At 62.3% G+C, this 18,436-nt stretch carries 15 protein-coding genes; 13 read left to right on the forward strand and 2 right to left on the reverse strand.

All coding sequences use genetic code 11. The features are described from left to right. Nucleotides 1-4: 4 nt before the first annotated feature. The 12 genes from pqqD to BLW80_RS25145 all read left to right on the forward strand — a co-directional run bounded on the left by pqqD (nucleotide 5) and on the right by BLW80_RS25145 (nucleotide 12,465). The gene (gene pqqD, locus BLW80_RS25090; RefSeq protein WP_089267439.1) at nucleotides 5-325 is read left to right on the forward strand and encodes a pyrroloquinoline quinone biosynthesis peptide chaperone PqqD; all 321 of its coding nucleotides are present in this window, start codon (nucleotides 5-7) and stop codon (nucleotides 323-325) included. Then, nucleotides 322-1,536 (forward strand): pyrroloquinoline quinone biosynthesis protein PqqE, encoded by a 1,215-nt coding sequence (pqqE, locus tag BLW80_RS25095; protein WP_093760692.1) that lies wholly within the window; start codon nucleotides 322-324, stop codon nucleotides 1,534-1,536. Before pqqD ends, pqqE begins: the two co-directional genes overlap by 4 nt. Continuing rightward, on the forward strand, nucleotides 1,526-2,503 hold the full coding sequence (gene pip / locus BLW80_RS25100) for a prolyl aminopeptidase (protein ID WP_093760694.1): 978 nt from the start codon (nucleotides 1,526-1,528) through the stop codon (nucleotides 2,501-2,503). The genes pqqE and pip overlap by 11 nt, the downstream gene beginning before the upstream one ends. 10 nt (nucleotides 2,504-2,513) lie before the next feature. Then, nucleotides 2,514-3,182, forward strand: coding sequence for a DUF4286 family protein (locus BLW80_RS25105; RefSeq protein WP_093760696.1), 669 nt, complete (start codon nucleotides 2,514-2,516; stop codon nucleotides 3,180-3,182). Between the two features lie 260 nt (nucleotides 3,183-3,442). Beyond that, entirely contained in the window at nucleotides 3,443-4,066 is a 624-nt protein-coding gene (locus tag BLW80_RS25110) for a hypothetical protein (protein WP_093761159.1), read from the forward strand. A gap of 29 nt (nucleotides 4,067-4,095) precedes the next feature. Beyond that, nucleotides 4,096-4,548, forward strand: a complete 453-nt coding sequence (locus BLW80_RS25115) for a DsrE family protein (protein WP_093761161.1) — start codon at nucleotides 4,096-4,098, stop codon at nucleotides 4,546-4,548. Nucleotides 4,549-4,886: 338 nt separating this feature from the next. Further along, a complete protein-coding gene (locus tag BLW80_RS25120; protein ID WP_093760698.1) occupies nucleotides 4,887-7,739 on the forward strand; it encodes a bifunctional transaldolase/phosoglucose isomerase in 2,853 nt (950 codons plus the stop codon). Between the two features lie 64 nt (nucleotides 7,740-7,803). Continuing rightward, nucleotides 7,804-8,832, forward strand: a complete 1,029-nt coding sequence (gene gnd, locus BLW80_RS25125) for a phosphogluconate dehydrogenase (NAD(+)-dependent, decarboxylating) (protein WP_093760700.1) — start codon at nucleotides 7,804-7,806, stop codon at nucleotides 8,830-8,832. Nucleotides 8,833-8,837: 5 nt separating this feature from the next. Next, entirely contained in the window at nucleotides 8,838-10,364 is a 1,527-nt protein-coding gene (gene zwf, locus BLW80_RS25130; protein WP_093760702.1) for a glucose-6-phosphate dehydrogenase, read from the forward strand. Between the two features lie 4 nt (nucleotides 10,365-10,368). Continuing rightward, nucleotides 10,369-11,109, forward strand: coding sequence for a 6-phosphogluconolactonase (gene pgl / locus BLW80_RS25135; protein ID WP_093760704.1), 741 nt, complete (start codon nucleotides 10,369-10,371; stop codon nucleotides 11,107-11,109). 55 nt (nucleotides 11,110-11,164) lie between these two features. Beyond that, the gene (locus BLW80_RS25140) at nucleotides 11,165-11,644 is read left to right on the forward strand and encodes a gluconokinase (RefSeq protein WP_093760706.1); all 480 of its coding nucleotides are present in this window, start codon (nucleotides 11,165-11,167) and stop codon (nucleotides 11,642-11,644) included. An 11-nt stretch (nucleotides 11,645-11,655) separates the two neighbouring features. Further along, complete coding sequence (locus BLW80_RS25145; protein WP_093760708.1) at nucleotides 11,656-12,465, forward strand: HAD family hydrolase; 810 nt, start codon at nucleotides 11,656-11,658, stop codon at nucleotides 12,463-12,465. Between the two features lie 40 nt (nucleotides 12,466-12,505). On the opposite strand, the gene BLW80_RS25150 is transcribed toward BLW80_RS25145, so the two are convergent. Continuing rightward, the gene (locus BLW80_RS25150) at nucleotides 12,506-14,305 is read right to left on the reverse strand and encodes a glycoside hydrolase family 15 protein (RefSeq protein ID WP_093760710.1); all 1,800 of its coding nucleotides are present in this window, start codon (nucleotides 14,303-14,305) and stop codon (nucleotides 12,506-12,508) included. A gap of 24 nt (nucleotides 14,306-14,329) precedes the next feature. Next, nucleotides 14,330-16,282: a 4-alpha-glucanotransferase gene (gene malQ / locus BLW80_RS25155; protein ID WP_093760712.1), complete on the reverse strand. Its 1,953-nt coding sequence runs from the start codon at nucleotides 16,280-16,282 to the stop codon at nucleotides 14,330-14,332. Nucleotides 16,283-16,480: 198 nt separating this feature from the next. Between malQ and BLW80_RS25160 the strand changes: the two genes are divergently transcribed. After that, nucleotides 16,481-18,433, forward strand: a complete 1,953-nt coding sequence (locus BLW80_RS25160; protein WP_093760714.1) for an alpha-1,4-glucan--maltose-1-phosphate maltosyltransferase — start codon at nucleotides 16,481-16,483, stop codon at nucleotides 18,431-18,433. Nucleotides 18,434-18,436 lie beyond the last annotated feature (3 nt).

Below are 18,436 nucleotides of genomic sequence, written 5' to 3' on the forward strand. Positions count from 1 at the left end.
AACGATGACGGAGTTGCGCAGCAATCGTCGGATCAGTGTCAGCGAGGCGAGCAAGCCGGTCTTGCCGCGCCACGCCAAGCTGAAGTTCGACGAGACGCGCCAGCGCTGGGTGATCCTGGCGCCGGAGCGCGTGCTGGCGCCGGACGATATCGCCGTCGAAATCCTCCAGCTTTGCGATGGCGAACGTAACGTCGCCGATATCATCGACCTGCTGGCGGCGAAATACGCCGCGCCGCGCGACGATATCGGTACCGATGTTCTCGCGATGCTGCAGGATCTCGCCGACAAGGGCTTTCTCACGCAAGCGCGGGAGAAGACAGCATGAGTCCTACGCTTACCGACGCCAGTCCCGTCTTCACCGATCCCGCCGACAGTCTCGCGATCATGGAGCGCACGCGCTCGACCGCGGAAACCTTCGGCATTCCCCTCGCCGTGCTGGCCGAACTCACCCATCGCTGCCCGCTGCAATGCCCGTATTGCTCGAACCCCGTCGAGCTCGATCGCGGCAGCACCGAGCTGACCACTGACGAATGGAAGAAGGTGCTGTCCGAGCTCGCCGAAATCGGCGTGCTGCAGATCCACTTCTCCGGCGGCGAGCCGACCGCGCGCAAGGACATCGTCGAGCTGGTCCAGCAGGCGACGGATGTGGGCCTGTATTCCAATCTCATCACCTCGGCGGTGCTGCTGACGCGCGACAAGCTCGCAGCGCTCGCCGATGCCGGGCTATGCCATGTGCAGATCAGCTTCCAGGGCAATGAGCCCGTGGTGGCGGACCGCGTCGGCGGCTATCGCAATGGCCACGTGAAGAAGCTCGAAGTCGCCAAATGGACGCGCGAGCTCGATCTGCCGCTGACCGTGAATGCGGTGATGCACCGGCAGAACCTGCATCAGCTCGCTGACATCATCCAGATGGCCGTCGATCTCGATGCCGACCGGCTGGAAGTCGCCAATGTGCAGTATTACGGCTGGGCGTTGAAGAACCGCGCCGCCTTGATGCCGACCATCGACCAGATCGACGAGACCAGCCGCATCGTCGAGGACGCGCAGGTGCGCCTGAAAGGCATTCTCGATATCGACTATGTCGTCCCGGACTATTACGCGCTGCGACCGAAAAAATGCATGGGCGGCTGGGGCCGGCAGTTCTTCAACATCTCTCCATCAGGCAAGATCCTGCCCTGCCATGCCGCCGAGACCATCACCGGGATGGAATTTGAATCCGTGCGCTCCAATCATTCGATCGCCTGGATCTGGCAGAACTCCGAAGCCTTCAACCGCTATCGCGGCACCGGCTGGATGCCCGAACCGTGCCAGAGCTGCGCGTTCAAGGAAGTGGATTTCGGCGGCTGCCGCTGCCAGGCCTTCGCGCTGACCGGCGATGCCGGGAATACCGACCCCGCCTGCACGCTGTCGCCTGTTCACGCCGAAATCTTCAAAATGGCCGAAACGGAATCCACTGAGGGCCGCGACCGCTTCATCTATCGCAACTTCAAAGGCGGCACGCTGGAGCCGGACGCGGACGACATCCATGGCCGCTGATGTCCCCGCCCCGGCGAGCGCGGACCTGTTCGCGCCGCTGACCTCGGAACATCTCGATGTCGGCGACGGCCACGCAATCCATGTGGAGAGCGTCGGCCGCAGCGACGGCATTCCCGCAGTCTATCTGCATGGCGGCCCCGGCTCCGGCTGCCAGCCCGATCACCGCCGGCTGTTCGATCCGCAGCGCTTTCACACCGTTCTGTTCGATCAGCGCGGCGCCGGCCGCAGCAAGCCCAAAGGCAAGCGCGAGGCGAACACGCTGCCGCATCTGATCGCCGATATGGAAACGATCCGCACCCAATTCGGCTTCGACAAATGGCTCGTGGTCGGCGGCTCCTGGGGAGCGACGCTGGCGCTGGCCTATGCGCAGGCCCATCCGGATCGCGTGACCGGCATCGTGCTGCGTGCAACGTTTCTCGGCACGCGGGAAGAATTGCACGATGTCTTCAACACCATGCTGCCGCGGCATTATCCCGGCCTGCATGGAGATTTTCTGAGCGCCCTTGCCGAAGCCGAGCGCGCCGATCCGCTGCCCAACTTCTATCGCCGCATTCTCGATGCCGATCCGGCCGTGCATGTCCCGGCGATCCGCGCCTGGGGCGGCACCGAAGCCATCCTGTCCGAAATCGCGCCGAAGCGCACACGGCTCGACCTTGCCGAGCTTGGCAACCAGACGCGGCCGATGCCGGCGACGCCAGCGATGGAAGCGCATTACTTCAAGCACGACTGCTTTATGCGGCCGCATCAGCTCATGGAAGACGCCGGCAAACTCACCGGCATTCCCGGCGTCATCATTCAGGGCCGTTACGACTTCCTCTGCCCGCCCGCGACATCGCATGCCCTGGCCAGGCGCTGGACGAATGCCGAGGTGCGCATCGTTGAAGGCGCCGGTCACAGCCTGTATGACCCCGGCATGCGCGATGCGGTCATGAAGGCCATCGCCGATGTGGCGTCGAAACTGAAATAGGACTTCTGGAATGCCGATCAAAGGCACGGGAATGCTGATGACGTCGATGGATATCGACGCCAGCCACGAGCAGGAATTCAACGCGTGGTACGACCGCGAGCATCTCGCCGAGCGTGTCGCCATCGAGGGCTTCAATGAAGCGAGGCGCTATGTGGCCGTGAATGCCAGGCCGAAATATCTCGGTCTGTATTCGACCAGGACATTCGACGTCTTGGACAGCGAGGCCTATCGCACGGCGCTGGCGAACCAGACGAAGTGGTCGCTGACCAATATCGGCCGTTTCCAGAACATGCTGCGTTCAGTGGCGCGGATCACCGTCAGCCGCGGTCAGGGCCGCGGCGCGGCGCTCGGGCTGGTGCGCATCCGGCCACCCGCCGACGGCGCTGACAGGCTGCGCAGCACGATCGAAGCACAGCTCGATCCCGGCAATTTGCACGGCATCATTTCGATGCATCTGATGGAGAGCGATCCCCGCCTCTCGAAGCCGCTCACCGACGATCCCGCCGCACCCAATCCCGCGGCGCGCGACTGGTATGTGATGATCGACGGGACGGATCTCGAAGCCGTCGCTTCGACCATGAAAGGCCGCTTCACTGCGGCCATTGCAGCGGCAAAGGCAGAGCTGATTTCCGAGGGGACCTACCGGCTGATGTGGGATCTCGCGAAGAGCGATCTTTGAATTCACGGTCGACGCGATGCTACCTAACCTCTCCCCGCTTGCGGGGAGAGGTCGGAGTCGGCGCGCAGCGACGGCTCCGGGTGAGGGGGAGTTAGAGGTGAAGCTCAGCAAAAGCCCCTCACCCCACCCTCTCCCCGCAAGTGCGGGGCGAGGGAGTGCATCGACCGCGCCCAGCGTCGATTGAACGCATCCCGCTTCTGACGCGACCAAGGTGAACTGGCCCGCAACGGGCCGCCTCACCTTGCGAGACGTCGATGACCATCCGTGTGCTGTCCCTTCTGGTTCTCACCTCCGCTCTGATCGTCGGCAGCCCGCTGGCGCGCGCCGAGGACGAGCCGGCCAAGGTCGATGCGAAGGCAGCCGAATTCAACAAGCGCATGTTTGCCGGCCCGCTGGGTCCGAAGCTGACCTATGCCTGCTTCGTCCGGCGCTATGACGCCGAGCATCTGGCGCGGCATCCCAAACAGAAGGTCAGCACCATGAAGCTGCTGGTCGTCGCCGGGCATCCGCCCGAGGAAAGCTATACGCCCTACTCGTTTCGGCTCGGATTCAAATATCGCCATCGCAAAGGCGACTGGGATTCCAGCGGTTCTTGCGGCCAGATCCAGGACACCGACAAGGGCCAGGAGGTGAAGTTCGCATGCAGCGTCGATTGCGATGGCGGCGGCATTGCGATCGGTCTGGCCAAAGACATCGACGCAACGCTGGTCCGCGTCGAGCGCGTCCGCATCTGGCAGAACAGCAAGCCCGATGAAGAACCCGGCGCCGACGCGCTCACCGGCGGCGAGGACGACAAGATTTTCCGGCTCGACCGCACGAATCTGAAGGAATGTGAATCCTTGATCACGGACCGCAAGGAACTCGCGGCGATGCGCAGCAAGTGAGCGTGATTGACGCCAAATCGGAGCCAACCATGAATCGACGCAGCCTATTGTGGACCGCTCTGTCGTCGATCGGCGCGGGACTGGTCGCCTCGCAGGCCAGCGCGGCAGCGACTGACGCAAAGCCACCTGCCAAGCTCAAGGTAGTCTATCACCTCGCCGATGCCGACAGGGTGAATTTCGCGCTCGGCAATATCCAGAATCATTTCGACGGTGTCGGCGGCCCCGACAACGTTACCATCGCACTGGTCGTGCTCGGTCCGGCGCTGAAGTCATTTGCCCGGGCTTCCACCAATCCCGACATTACCGCGCGGGTTAGCAAATTCACCAAAGCCGGCCTGCAACTGGCCGCCTGCAGCAACACCATGAAGGCGAAGGATGTGACGCTGGACGGCCTGCTGCCGGGCTTCACCATCGCCGACCGCGGCGGTGTGGTCCGGATCGCGGAGCTGCAGTCGCAGGGCTATCTGTACATCCGGCCCTGACTCGTAGCTCTTCGCCGTCATTGCGAGGAGCCCTTGCGACGAAGCAATCCAGTCTTTCTTCGCTTGTGCCCCTCTGGATTGCCGCGTCGCTTCGCTCCTCGCAATGACGTGAGGGCTGGAGGCGCTCCCCAACCCACAAAACCGACGCACAAAATTTGCACAATTGTCATGCCGCCGGGCCAATCTGGCGAACACGGAATTGCGATCCGGCTCCCGCGCCCTGAATGGAACCGTTCGGCTTGCCATGCGTATGGGTTTGGGGCGATCATTGGAACCGGGCCGCGGAACGTTTCGCGCGGCGATCGGCCTTTTGATAATTGTAAGCAGAACAAGGCATCATGAATCCCGTCAAAGCACTCGAATCTCACGGTCAGGCCGTCTGGCTGGACTTCCTCGCCCGCGGCTTCGTCGCCAAGGGCGACCTCAAGAAGCTGATCGACACTGACGCCGTGAAGGGCGTGACGTCGAACCCGGCGATCTTCGAGAAGGCGATCGGAAGTTCGGACGAATATGATGCCCCGATTGCCGAGGCGCTGAAGTCCGGCGACAAGTCGCCGGCTGATCTGTTCGAGTACATCGCCGTCGAGGACATCCAGCACGCCGCCGATGTGCTGAAGCCGGTCTATGACAAGATGAAAGGCGACGACGGTTTCGTCAGCCTCGAAGTCTCGCCTTATCTGGCCAATGACACCAAGGGCACGGTCACCGAGGCGGAGCGCCTGTGGGCGAGCGTCAAACGCCCGAATTTGATGGTGAAAGTACCGGCGACGCCGGAAGGCCTGCCCGCCATCGAACAGTTGATCGGCGAAGGCATCAGCATCAATGTGACGCTGCTGTTCGCGCAGAAGACCTATGTGGAGGTCGCCGAGGCCTATCTCAACGGTCTCGAAAAATATGTCGCCGGCGGCGGCGATCCCTCGCATGTGGCCAGCGTCGCCTCTTTCTTCGTCAGCCGCATCGATGCGCAGGTCGACAAGCAGCTCGACGACAAGATCGCTAAGGCCAATGATCCATCCGAGAAGGCGCGGCTCAAGGACCTCAAGGGCAAGGTCGCCATCGCCAATGCGAAACTCGCCTATCAGGAATATCTGAAACTGTTCGCCGGCCCACGCTGGGAGAAGCTGAAGGCCAAGGGCGCAAAACCGCAGCGCCTGCTCTGGGCCTCCACCGGCGTGAAGAGCAAGGACTATCGCGACACGCTCTATGTGGAAGAGCTGATCGGCAAGAACACCGTCAACACGGTGCCACCCGCCACGCTGGACGCCTTCCGCGACCATGGCGAAGTGCGCGACAGCCTCGAAGAGAATGTCGAGGACGCGAAGAAGGTGCTGGCTGATCTCGCCAAGACCGGCATTTCGCTGGACAAGATCACCACTGAACTGGTGATCGACGGCGTCAAGCTGTTCGCCGATGCCGCCGACCAGCTCTATGGCGCGGTGGCGCACAAGCGCGCGACATCGCTGGGTAACGGGATCGGATCGCAGAAGCTGGCGCTGGGCGACGGCATCACGAAGAAGGTCGCGACCTCGACCGAAGAGTGGCGTGCGTCCGCGAAGATCCGCCGGCTCTGGCACAAGGACAAATCGGTCTGGACCGGCGCGGACGAAGACAAGTGGCTAGGCTGGCTGAACAGCGCTTTTGACGAGAAGGCCAAGCTCGCCGACTACAACGACTTCGCCAAATGGGTGAAGGCGCAGGGATTCACCGATGCGGTCGTGCTCGGCATGGGCGGATCGAGCCTCGGGCCGGAAGTGCTGGCGCAGACCTTTGCCAAGGTGGCGGGCTTCCCGAAACTGCATGTGCTGGATTCCACCGATCCGGCGCAGGTGCGCGCCATGGGCGCTGCCGTGAAGATCGCCTCGACGCTGTTCATCGTCTCCAGCAAATCCGGCGGCACAACCGAGCCGAACGTGATGAAGAACTACTTCTTCGACGAGGTGACCAAGGCGGTCGGCGCCGACAAGGCCGGTTCGCATTTCGTCGCCGTCACCGATCCCGGCTCATCGCTGGAGAAGGTCGCGAAGACCCAAAAGTTTGCGCGCATTTTCCATGGCGATCCGACCATCGGCGGCCGCTATTCGGTGCTGTCGCCGTTCGGCCTGGTGCCGGCCGCTGCGGCTGGTGTCGATCTGGCCAAACTGCTGGATCTCACGCTGTCGATGGTCCGCTCCTGTGGGCCGGACGTGCCACCCGCTGAAAATCCCGGCGTCCAGCTTGGCCTTGCCATGGGCAATGCCGGGCTCGACGGCCGCGACAAGGTCACGATCTTGTCCTCGAAGAAAATCGCCGATTTCGGCGCATGGGCCGAACAGCTCATCGCCGAATCCACCGGCAAGGATGGTAAGGGCCTGATCCCAATCGATGGCGAGACGCTGGGCGAGCCCTCAGTCTATGGCACCGATCGCTTCTTTATCGATCTGCGCACATCAGGCGAAGACGACAAGGGACATGACGACAAGCTCGCCGCGCTGGAAAAGGCCGGTCATCCCGTCGCGCGCATCGTGATGCCGTCCATCGATCATCTTGGCCAGGAATTCTTCCGCTTCGAAATCGCGACGGCCGTCGCGGGATCGATTCTGGGCATCAACCCGTTCAACCAGCCAGATGTGGAAGCCGCCAAGATCAAGACGCGCGAGCTGACGGAAGCCTTCGAGAAGACCGGGTCGCTGCCGCCGGAGACGCCGGTGGTGTCGTCAAAGGAAGCCGATCTCTATACGGACGATAGCAATGCCGAACTGCTGAAGAAGGCCGGCGCCAATGGCGATCTGACGTCATGGCTGAAGGCGCATTTCCGCCGCGTCACGCCCGGCGATTACGTCGCGCTGCTCGCTTATGTCGAACGCGACGGCGAGCATATCGACACGCTGCAGCACATGCGGATGGCGGTGCGCGACAAGAAGAAGGTGGCAACCTGCGCCGAATTCGGCCCCCGCTTCCTGCATTCGACGGGCCAGGCCTATAAAGGCGGGCCGGATACCGGTGTCTTCCTGCAGATCACCGCGGACGATGCCAAGGATCTCGCCATCCCCGATTACCGGGCGTCGTTCGGTGTCATCAAGGCGGCACAGGCGCGTGGTGACTTTGGCGTGCTCACGGATCGCAACCGCCGTGCGCTGCGCGTCCATCTCAAGGGCGATCTCAAGGCCGGACTTGCTGTTCTCGACAAGGCGATGACTGCCGCATTGAACTAAACGACGATCCGCATGGCCCGGACATTGCTTCGGGTCATGCGCAATCAATAAAGGACATCACACAATGCAGCTCGGCATGATCGGTCTCGGCCGAATGGGCGGAAATATTGTCCGCCGCCTGATGAAGAACGGTCACAGTGCCGTGGTCTATGACAAGGACGCCAAGGCCGTCAGCGGCCTTGCCTCCGAAGGTGCCATCGGCGGATCGTCGCTCGAAGATTTCGTGAAGAAGCTCGACAAGCCGCGCGCCGTCTGGGTCATGTTGCCCGCCGGCAAGATCACCGAGACCACCATCGATGCGCTGACCAGGCTGCTGGAGCCTGGCGACACCGTCATCGACGGCGGCAACACGTTCTGGCAGGACGACGTCCGCCGCGGCAAGGCGCTGAAGGAAAAGGGCCTGTATTACATCGACGTCGGCACGTCCGGCGGCGTCTGGGGCATCGATCGCGGCTACTGCATGATGATCGGCGGTGAAAAGAGCGTCGTCGATCGGCTCGATCCGATCTTCAAGACACTGGCCCCGGGGATCGGCGACATCCCGCGTACGCCGGGCCGCGACAACAGCGATCCGCGCATCGAGAACGGCTACATCCATGCAGGCCCCGTCGGCGCCGGGCATTTCGTCAAGATGGTCCATAACGGCATCGAATACGGATTGATGCAGGCCTATGCTGAGGGCTTCGACATCATGAAGAACGCCAATATCGAGGCGCTCCCGGAGGCGCATCGCTTCGATTTGAATTTGCCTGACATCGCCGAAGTCTGGCGCCGCGGCAGCGTGATCCCGTCATGGCTGCTCGACCTCACCTCCTCCGCGCTCGCCAAGAATGAGACGCTGGATACCTATTCGGGCTTCGTCGAGGACTCCGGCGAAGGCCGCTGGACGGTGAATGCCGCCATCGACGAGGCAGTGCCCGCTGAGGTTCTGACTGCTGCGCTGTTTGCGCGGTTTCGCTCGCGCAAGGAGCACACATTTGCAGAGAAGATTCTATCCGCGATGCGCGCCGGTTTCGGCGGCCACAAAGAGCCCGATCAGCATCCGGATCCAAAACGGCAGGACGCGCCTGATATCATCAAACCAAAGGCGTAGCCCGCATGACCGAGATACAAGCTCCAGGCCCTGCCAAATCCAAGAAGAAGCCAGACCCTTGCGCATTCGTGATCTTCGGCGTCACCGGCGATCTCGCCCACCGGCTGGTCATCGCGGCGCTGTATAACCTGCAGGCGGCCGATCTTCTGCCGGAGAAATTCTGCGTCGTCGGCATCGCCCGCAAGGACATGACCGGCGCGGAACTCCGCGACGACCTGATGAAGGGCCTGAAGCAATATGCGACGCGCCCGGTCGACGACGCCATCGCGCAGAAGCTGCTCAATTGCGTCACCTGTATCGAGGCCGATCCGGGCGAGCCGGAATCCTTCGATCGCATGCGCGACCAGCTCGACAAACTCGAGGAAGCACGCGGCACCGGCGGCAATCGCCTGTTCTATCTGGCAACGCCGCCGTCGGCCTTCGCGCCGATCGCGCGCCAGCTCGGCCGCACCGGCATGCTGAAGGAAAACGGCTCGTGGCGCCGCCTCGTAGTCGAGAAGCCGTTCGGCACCGACCTTGAATCCGCGAAGAAGCTGAACAATGAACTGCTCGGCCTAATGAACGAGCAGCAGATCTACCGGATCGATCACTATCTCGGCAAGGAGACAGTGCAGAACATCCTGGTGCTGCGCTTTGCCAATGGCATGTTCGAGCCGATCTGGAATCGCAACCATATCGATCACGTGCAGATCACCGTGGACGAGAAACTCGGCGTCGGCCATCGCGGCTCGTTCTACGATGCGACCGGCGCGCTGCGCGACATGGTGCCGAACCATCTGTTTCAATTGCTATCGCTAGTCGCGATGGAGCCGCCCGCGCGTTTCGAGGCCAATGCGGTGCGCTCCGAGAAAGCTGAAGTGCTCGCCGCCGTCACCACGCAGACCGAAGCCGAAGCACTGCAGAATTCGGTTCGCGCGCAATATGTCGCCGGTCATGTCGGCGAGACCGATATCGGTGACTATCTGAAGACCAAAGACGTCAAGGATGGCAGCACCACCGAGACCTATGCAGCGATGAAGCTGTCGATCGACAACTGGCGCTGGGCCGGCGTTCCCTTTTATCTGCGCACCGGTAAGGCACTTGGTATCAAACGCACCGAAGTGGCGATCAAGTTCAAGCAAGCACCATTCGCCATGTTCCGTGACACGTCGGTGGAAAGCCTCGCCGAGAATTTCCTCGTCATCGCCGTGGAGCCGAATGAAGGCATCTCACTGAAGTTCAACACCAAGGTGCCCGGTCCGGCCGTGGAGATCGACGGCGTCGAGATGAAGTTCCGCTACAAGGACTACTTCCAGGCTGCGCCAGCCACGGGTTACGAGACGCTCATCTATGACTGCATGATCGGCGACAACATCCTGTTCCAGCGCGCCGATAGCGTGGAAGCCGGCTGGCGTGCCGTACAGCCGTTCCTCGATGCCTGGAAGAAGGCCGGCAAGGATGGGCTCAAGACCTACAATGCCGGCAGCGAAGGTCCCGACGAAGCCAACGACCTGCTCAAGCGCGACGGTCGTAGCTGGCGCGTGCTGAGCTGACGCCATGACAGCGCCCAATCGCCATATCGTCGTGGTCGAGGACGCGGTAGCGCTCGCAGAAGCCGCAGCCGAGCGGCTGATCGAACGCATCGAGGCCAATCCCGGCCGCATCGCCATCTGCATGACCGGTGGATCGAGCCCGAAGCGTCTCTATGAGTTGCTCGCTACCGAGCCTTACCGCAGCGAGATCCCCTGGGATCGCGTGCACTGGTTCATCGGCGACGACCGCTTCGTGCCGTCAGGCGATCCGCTCAACAACATGACTATGGCGCGAACAGCGTTTCTGGATGCATGCGCGCCGCTTGCGAATGTGCACCCGATCAAGACCGATGCGGCGGGCCCGGATGAAGCCGCGGCGCTCTATGCGCGCGAGCTGCAGTCCTTCTACGGTGCAGACAAGCTCGATAAAGCCAAACCGCTGTTCGATCTGGTGTTGCTCGGCGTCGGCCCCGATGGCCACGTGGCGTCGTTGTTCCCCAGCTATCCAGCCATCGAGATCAAGGACCGCTGGGTTGTCGGCGTGCCCGAAGCCCATGTGAAGCCTTTCGTGCCGCGCGTCAGCCTGACGCTGCCGGCACTCGCCTCATGCCGCGAGATGCTGTTCCTGATGAGCGGCGAGGACAAGCGCGCGATCCTGACCCGGGTGCTGAAGGGCGAGGATCTGCCAGCCAATCGCGCGCGGTCGGACGGCGAAACCGTGTGGCTGTGCGACAAGGCCGCCCTCCCGGACGACGCGCGTGGCTGACACCGTGCCCAAGACTCTGGCACCCAAGATCCTGGCACCCAAGGCTCTGGTGGTGATGGGCGTCTCCAGCTCAGGCAAGAGCACGATCGCGAAGACGCTTGCTGAACGCCTCGTCTGGCGCTTCGCCGATGGCGACGATTTTCACCCGAAGGCAAATATCGAGAAGCAGCGCGCGGGCCAGCCACTCACCGACGACGATCGCTGGCCCTGGCTGCAGGCCATGGCCGACGAGATCGACCGCGTCACCGCCGATGGCCAAAAGCTTGTCGTCGCCTGTTCTGCGCTCAAGCGCGCCTATCGCGATCTGCTATTGCACGGCCGCGACGACATTCGCATCATCTATCTCGACGGCTCCAGGGAGCTGATCGCCAAGCGCATGGCGGCGCGAAAGAATCATTTCATGCCTCCGACGCTGCTCGACAGTCAGTTCAAGACGCTCGAAATCCCCGGCCCAGACGAACGCCCGATGACAGTATCCATCGACGACGATGTCGATGGCATCGTCTCCGCCATCATCAAACAACTGCCGACCTGAAGGATCAGACCATGACCAAGATCGCTCTCGTGGTGTCCGATGTCGACGGCACGCTCGTCACCCACGACAAACGCCTCACCGACACGGCCAAGGCGGCCGTGAAGAAACTGGAAGACGCCGGCATCGGCTTCACGATCACGTCGAGCCGCCCGCCCGTCGGCATGCGCTTTCTGGTGAAGCCACTGGGGATCACGCTGCCGATCGGCCCGTTCAACGGCAGCTCCATGGTGGACGGCGACCTCAAGCCGATCGTGCAGCATCTGATCCCGGAATCCGCCACCAAGCGCGCTATTGAAGTGCTGGAAGACCACGGCGTCGATATCTGGATTTTCACCAATGACGAATGGGTGATCAAGCGCGACGACGGCAAATATGTGCCGCACGAGCGCGACACCATTCAACATGACGCCGTGATGGTGGATGACTTCTCGCCCTATCTCGCCAAGGCCTGCAAGATCGTCGGTGCGAGCCAGGATTTTCCATTGCTGGAACGCTGCGAGGGCGCGATGCAGAAGGCGCTGGGCGATACGGCTGTCGCGGTGCGCTCGCAAAACTATTATCTCGACATCACGCCGCCCAATCAGAGCAAGGGCACCTTCGTACAGGCGATGGCGCAGCGGCTGGGTATCTCCCTTGAGGCCATCGCCACCATCGGCGACATGCGCAACGACCTGCCGATGTTCAAGGTGTCAGGCATGTCGGTGGCGATGGGCAATGCGAGTGACGATGTGAAGTCGCAGGCGACGGATGTGACGACGTCGAACGAGGAGGAAGGCTTTGCGGCCGCGGTGGAGATGATTTTGAAAAGGAATGCCACGTGACGTAACCCCCTCCCCCTTGCGGGGAGGGTTAAGAGAAGAGCTACTTCGCCCGCTCCACCTTCTTCTCCTGCGGACGCTTGGCGCTCGCCAGATTATGCGCCACGGCGATCAACGCGATATGGGTCAGCGCCTGCGGGAAGTTGCCGGTCTGGCGTTTGACGCCGCTGTCATATTCCTCCGCCAGCAGGCCAACATCATTGGCGATCGCGACGACGCGATTGAACAGCTCTTCCGCCTTGGCGATCTCGCCCATCTTGATATAGGCCTCGGCCAGCCACAGGCTGCAGGCGAGGAACGCACCCTCCGCGGGCTGAACCTCGCCGGTGACCTCGCGCGGATCGTGGCGCAGCACGAAGCCGTCGCGTATCAGATATTTCTCGACCGCAGCGATCGTGCCTTTCACGCGAGGATCGTCGGCCGGAAGAAAACCCAGCGCCGGCAGCAGCAGGATGGCGCCGTCGAGCACGTCCGAGCCATAGGATTCCACGAAGGTGTTTTCGCGGGGATCGAATCCCTTCTCGCAGACGTCGCGATGAATCTCCTTGCGCAGCGCCTTCCACGTGTCGACGGGGCCTTTGAGATTAAAGGTCTCGGCGCTCTTGATGGCGCGGTCGAACGCAACCCAGCAGCCGACTTTCGACAGCACATAGTGCTTGCCGGGGCCGCGGCGCTCCCAGATGCCGTGATCGGGCTTGTTCCAGACAGAAGCGAGATGTTCGAGGATCTCGCATTCCACCGCCCAGGTGCCATCCTCGAGATCGAGTTTGGCAACGCGGGTCTGGTGGAAGGCGTCAATCAGTTCGCCATAGACGTCGAGCTGCAGCTGCGCATGCGCGGCATTGCCGACGCGCACCGGCAGCGCGCCGCCATAGCCGGGTAGCCAGTCGGCCTCCCATTCGAGCAGGCGGCGCTGCCCCATGATGCCATACATGATCTGCATCTCGGCCGGTGCGCCGGCGACAGCGCGCAGCAGCCAGCGATACCAGGCGCGGGCCTCATCCGTGTAGCCGCTGTTCATCAGCACCAGCAGCGTGAAGGTCGCGTCGCGCAGCCAGCAGAAGCGATAGTCCCAATTTCTGGAGCCGCCGAGCTTTTCGGGCAGCGACGTGGTCGGCGCCGCGACGATACCGCCGGATGGCGCATAGATCAGCGCCTTCAGCGTGATCAGCGAGCGCATCACGAGATCACGGTGCTCGCCTTTGTAGGTGCAGCGGCTGCTCCATTCCTTCCAGAATTCCTCCGTGTCCTTCAGCGCCTCGTCGACATTGATCGGCGCTGGCACTTTGAGATGCGAAGGCCCATAGGTCAGCACGAACGGGACGCTGTCGCCCTGTTTGACTTCGAATTTCGCGACGGTCGTGAGGTTCTCGCCGTGGGTCTCGACGGGCGTGTGCAGCACGGTCATGTCGGGCCCGCAAATCGCCAGCACTCCGCCGTCCTTGTCGCGCTTCACCCAGGGGATGGCCGCACCGAACCCGAAGCGGATGATCAGCTCCATCCGGACCGTCACCGTGCCGCGATCGCCGCGGACGATGCGCACCACATCAGAGGCGGCGCCGCGCGGCGGCATGAAGTCGATCAGCGTGATAGCGCCGTCGTCCGTCTCCAGCGTGGTTTCCAGAATGAGGGAGTCGCCGCGATAGCGCCGTTTGCACGCCGTGATCGGAGCGTCGGGCGTGATTTGCCAGCGGCCGTGATCCTTGGTGCCGAGCAGCGCGGTAAAGCACGCGTCGGAATCGAAGGCCGGCCAGCACAGCCAGTCGATCGATCCGTTGCGGTTGACGAGAGCGGCGGTCTCACAATCGCCGATCAGCGCGTAATCTTCGATATTGCTGTACAAAGTCTTTCCGCCACCTGACAAAATTTAGGTCAATGCGGACAAACTCCTGTCCGCGGTTGCAATGTGCAGCGCGTCACGATCGATCGACGTGGCCATCGTCTCCACCGTGGCCGGCAGCCGCTGCCGCCAGTTCGGATGCTCATTGATGGTGCCGGGAATATTCGGCTGATCGATCACACCCAACAGGTCTTCCAACGCGACGGCCAGCAAACGGGTCCGCGTGCGCGCGAGAAAGTGAGCGACGGCGTAGAAGTCTTCGGTATTGATGCCCTGGGCTCGCAGCGCCTCGCCGAGCATCTGCAGCGCGTAACGGCGGGCATCGTCGCTCTCGCCGGGATCGATGCCCAGCGAGCGCTTCAGCTGCAGATCGTGCAGGCTGCGCCAGCCGGCATAGGTCGGCAGATCATGGGTATTGAAGGTCACCAGTGCATTCGGCGCGTAATAATCGACGCCGCGGAAGGCATAGCGTTCATCGCGCTCGAACATCATCACCAGATACGACCAGATGCCCCAGGATGCGAGATGATCGCGGAAGCCGTCCGGCACGGTACCGAGATCCTCACCGATCACCACGCAGCGATTGGCGACGCTCTCCTGCGCCGTCACCGCCAGCAGCGCTTCGAGCGGCATCTTCACATAGGCGCCGTTGTCAGCGTCATAGCCATGCGGCACGACATAGAGGCGATTGAGGCCGAGCACATGATCGAGCCTGACGGCGCCGGCATAGCGCATCGAGGCACGCAGCATGTCCTTGAACGGCGCGAAGCCCTGCACTTCCAGCCCAGCCGCATTGAAGCCGGCGAGACCCCAGTTCTGTCCGGCGGGCTGCAGCGCATCGGGCGGCGCACCGACCGAGAGATGACGCGAGATCGCGATCTGTTCGTTCCAGGCATCGAAGCCGCCGGACTGCACGCCGACGGCGACGTCGAGATAAAGGCCGACGGGCATGCGGAGCTTCGTCGTCAGATCGAAACACGCCTTGAGCTGCAGGTCGGCATTCCACTGCACGTATTCGATGTAAGCTACGTCCTTGCCGTCCGGTCCGGCGCGGAAGGCGTCGCAGATCGCGTCATCGGGCAGCAGCCATTCCGACGGCCAGTCCCACCACGCGGTCTGGTACTGATGGCGCAGCACTTCGAAACAGGCAAAGCGCGTCAGCAGCGGCGCGCGCTCGGCGCGGAATGCGGCAAAGGCCTTCTGACGCTCGGATGTCGGATCGGCATAAAATGTCTCAAAGGCGGCACGCATCGCTGTCGACTTGACCGCGGCGATATCGACATAATCGACGAACTTGCTGGCGCGCATCTCAGCCAGCGTGTCGCCGCTATCGTTCGCCGCATATTCGGGCAGCGCCTCGACGTCTATATAGAGCGGATTGAGAAACAGCCGGCTGTTCGGCGAATACGGGCTGCATTCGGCCGGCCTGTCGTCGAAGAGCGCATGCAGCGGGTTGAGACCGACACCGCCGGCGCCGATATCGGCGGCCAGTCTGATCAGGTCCTGCAGATCGGTGAAGTCGCCGATGCCCCAGTTGCGCTCGGAGCGCACGCCGTAGAGCTGTACGGCGAGAATCCAGGACCGATCGAAGGTGCCGGGAAATGCCTTGGACGGCGCGACGATGAACGGCGCCTCATCGGGGAATTTCTTGGCGTCGACCAGCCTGAGCCGGTGCACGCCGACCGGCAGATCGCGCGGCCAGGTGATCTCGCGTCCCTCCGTCGTTCCCTCGGCGATAACCTTAACCCCGTCGAGAATTTTCCAGGTCAGGGGAAACGTGGCAGCCTCATTGAGGACCGTGCGGGCACCCTCGCCGGCCCGGACCACGACCGGACTCGCCACGAAGCGATGCGGTGTGCGCACCGGCATGGCGTCCAGAATGAGCTTAAGGGCAGCTTCGCCCGTGGTGTGCCACTGGCCCTGACCGTCGTGAAAACCGGTCTGGATTCCGAGTTCGGCAGCTTTAGTGAAAAGGTCCATTCGGCACGCTGTTTGCAGAGCAACAATCGAAAGTTGCTGGGAAATTTCTGAATTTGCGGAAGAGGATAGCCGATTTCAACGCGTCGATCTAAGCTGAGTTCCATGGGGAACCAAACCCCTGTCACGGGGCTTTGTATATGATCGCACCGTCTCTTTTTGAAAAATCGAACAGGGACGACACCTCATGATGGCATCACCGTGAACAGAACATCGCAAATCGTGGACACCGCCGGTATCGGCGGGGCTTTCCATATCGAAAACATCTATCCGATCATCGACGCCGGCCGCTTCCCGGTCAAACGCATCGTGGGCGAACCTGTCGCTGTCTATGCCGACCTGTACCGCGATGGTCACGAGATCATCGCCGCAGCCATCGTCTGGCGCCGCGAACAGGACCGCGAGTGGAATCGGGTCCCGATGACGCTGGAAGTGAACGACCGCTGGGGCGGCTCATTCATCCCCGATGGCATCGGACGCTATGTGTATGCGATCGAGGCCTGGACCGACGAATTCGCCACCTGGCGCCACGGCTTCGAACTGAAGCTGAAGGCCGGACAGGATGTCACACTCGATGCGCTGGAAGGCGCCGGTCTGATGACCAAGGCCCAGAATGGCGGGCCCGAGGCTTCGGCGCTCATCGTCAAGCAATGCGAGAATTTCCTGCAGACCGGCGACAATGAGCCGCTGCTGTCACCTGAACTGCGCACCGCAATGGCCGAGGCGCAGCTGCGCCCGGACCTGACGCGCTCGCCGCTGCTGCCGCTGATGATCGACCGTGAGCGTGCCCGCAACGGCGCATGGTACGAGATGGTGCCGCGCAGCCAGAGTACGGTGCCCGGCCAGCATGGCACGTTCCGCGACTGTATTGCCCGCCTGCCCGACGTGCAGGCCATGGGCTTCGACGTGCTGTATTTCACGCCGATCCACCCCATCGGCAAGACCAACCGCAAGGGCAAGAACAATTCGCTGACCTCCGAACCCGGCGATGTTGGCAGCCCCTATGCCATTGGCGGCGCCGAGGGCGGCCATGACGCGATCCACCCCGAACTCGGCACCATGGAAGATTTCCATGCGCTGATCGCTGCGTGCAAGGAGCACGGTCTGGAAGTGGCGATCGACGTCGCCGTGCAGTGCTCGCCGGATCATCCATGGGTCAAGGACCATCCAGACTGGTTCAAGCGCCGGCCGGACGGTTCGATGAAATATGCGGAGAACCCGCCGAAGAAATACGAAGACATCCACAATCCGGACTTCGACTGCGAAGATGCGGGATCGCTGTGGAACGCGCTCCGCGACATGCTGCTGTTCTGGTGCGATCAGGGCGTGAAGATCTTTCGCATCGACAATCCGCACACCAAGCCGTTGCGGTTCTGGGAATGGGCGATTCACGAGGTGCAATTGAAGCATCCGGACGCGCTGTTTCTGGCGGAAGCCTTCACGCGCCCGAAGCTGATGAAGGGCCTTGCCAAGCTCGGCTTCTCGCAGAGCTACACCTATTTCACCTGGCGCACCGCGAAGTGGGAGATCGAGCAGTATCTCAACGAACTGTGCGGCTATCCCGAGCGTGAATTCTATCGCCCGAACTTCTTCGTCAACACGCCGGACATCCTGCCCTATCACCTGCAATCCGGCGAAGCCTGGATGTTCAAGGCGCGGGTGGCACTGGCTGCCGCGCTGTCGTCGACCTATGGCATCTATAACGGTTTCGAATTGCTCGAACACGAAGCCATCCCCAGCAAGGAGGAATATCTGAACTCGGAGAAATACGAGATCAGGACCCGCGACTGGAATGCGCCGGGCAATATCAAGCCCTACATCACCGCGCTCAATCACGCGCGCCGCGCCAACGCGGCGCTGCAGCAGACCTCCAACCTGCGCTTCATGCCGGTCGACAACGACAACATCATCGGCTTCGTCAAGGAGTCGGTGGATGGCACCAATACAGTCGCCGGCGCCATCGCGCTGTCGCGCGATCCGTATGAATTCTGGCTGCCGATCGACACGCAGGTGATGGTCGATGGCGAGCGGCGCAATGTTGCCGCCGTCGAGAACATCATTACCGGCGAGCGCCATGGCGTCGAATGGGGCGGCATCCGCCTGCGTCTCGATCCCCAGCGCGATCCCGCCATCTTCTTCCGTTGCCTCGCCTGAAAG

The organism is Tardiphaga sp. OK245, from assembly GCF_900108575.1.
Lineage (GTDB): Bacteria > Pseudomonadota > Alphaproteobacteria > Rhizobiales > Xanthobacteraceae > Tardiphaga > Tardiphaga robiniae.

Excerpts from the sequence above, each read along its gene's own strand:
- pqqD (WP_089267439.1), top strand. The coding sequence starts at position 5 with ATGACGGAGTTGCGCAGCAATCGTCGGATCAGTGTCAGCGAGGCGAGC.
- pqqE (WP_093760692.1), top strand. The coding sequence starts at position 322 with ATGAGTCCTACGCTTACCGACGCCAGTCCCGTCTTCACCGATCCCGCC.
- pip (WP_093760694.1), top strand. The coding sequence starts at position 1,526 with ATGGCCGCTGATGTCCCCGCCCCGGCGAGCGCGGACCTGTTCGCGCCG.
- BLW80_RS25105 (WP_093760696.1), top strand. The coding sequence starts at position 2,514 with ATGCCGATCAAAGGCACGGGAATGCTGATGACGTCGATGGATATCGAC.
- BLW80_RS25115 (WP_093761161.1), top strand. The coding sequence starts at position 4,096 with ATGAATCGACGCAGCCTATTGTGGACCGCTCTGTCGTCGATCGGCGCG.
- BLW80_RS25120 (WP_093760698.1), top strand. The coding sequence starts at position 4,887 with ATGAATCCCGTCAAAGCACTCGAATCTCACGGTCAGGCCGTCTGGCTG.
- gnd (WP_093760700.1), top strand. The coding sequence starts at position 7,804 with ATGCAGCTCGGCATGATCGGTCTCGGCCGAATGGGCGGAAATATTGTC.
- zwf (WP_093760702.1), top strand. The coding sequence starts at position 8,838 with ATGACCGAGATACAAGCTCCAGGCCCTGCCAAATCCAAGAAGAAGCCA.
- pgl (WP_093760704.1), top strand. The coding sequence starts at position 10,369 with ATGACAGCGCCCAATCGCCATATCGTCGTGGTCGAGGACGCGGTAGCG.
- BLW80_RS25140 (WP_093760706.1), top strand. The coding sequence starts at position 11,165 with ATGGGCGTCTCCAGCTCAGGCAAGAGCACGATCGCGAAGACGCTTGCT.
- BLW80_RS25145 (WP_093760708.1), top strand. The coding sequence starts at position 11,656 with ATGACCAAGATCGCTCTCGTGGTGTCCGATGTCGACGGCACGCTCGTC.
- malQ (WP_093760712.1), bottom strand. The coding sequence starts at position 16,282 with ATGGACCTTTTCACTAAAGCTGCCGAACTCGGAATCCAGACCGGTTTT.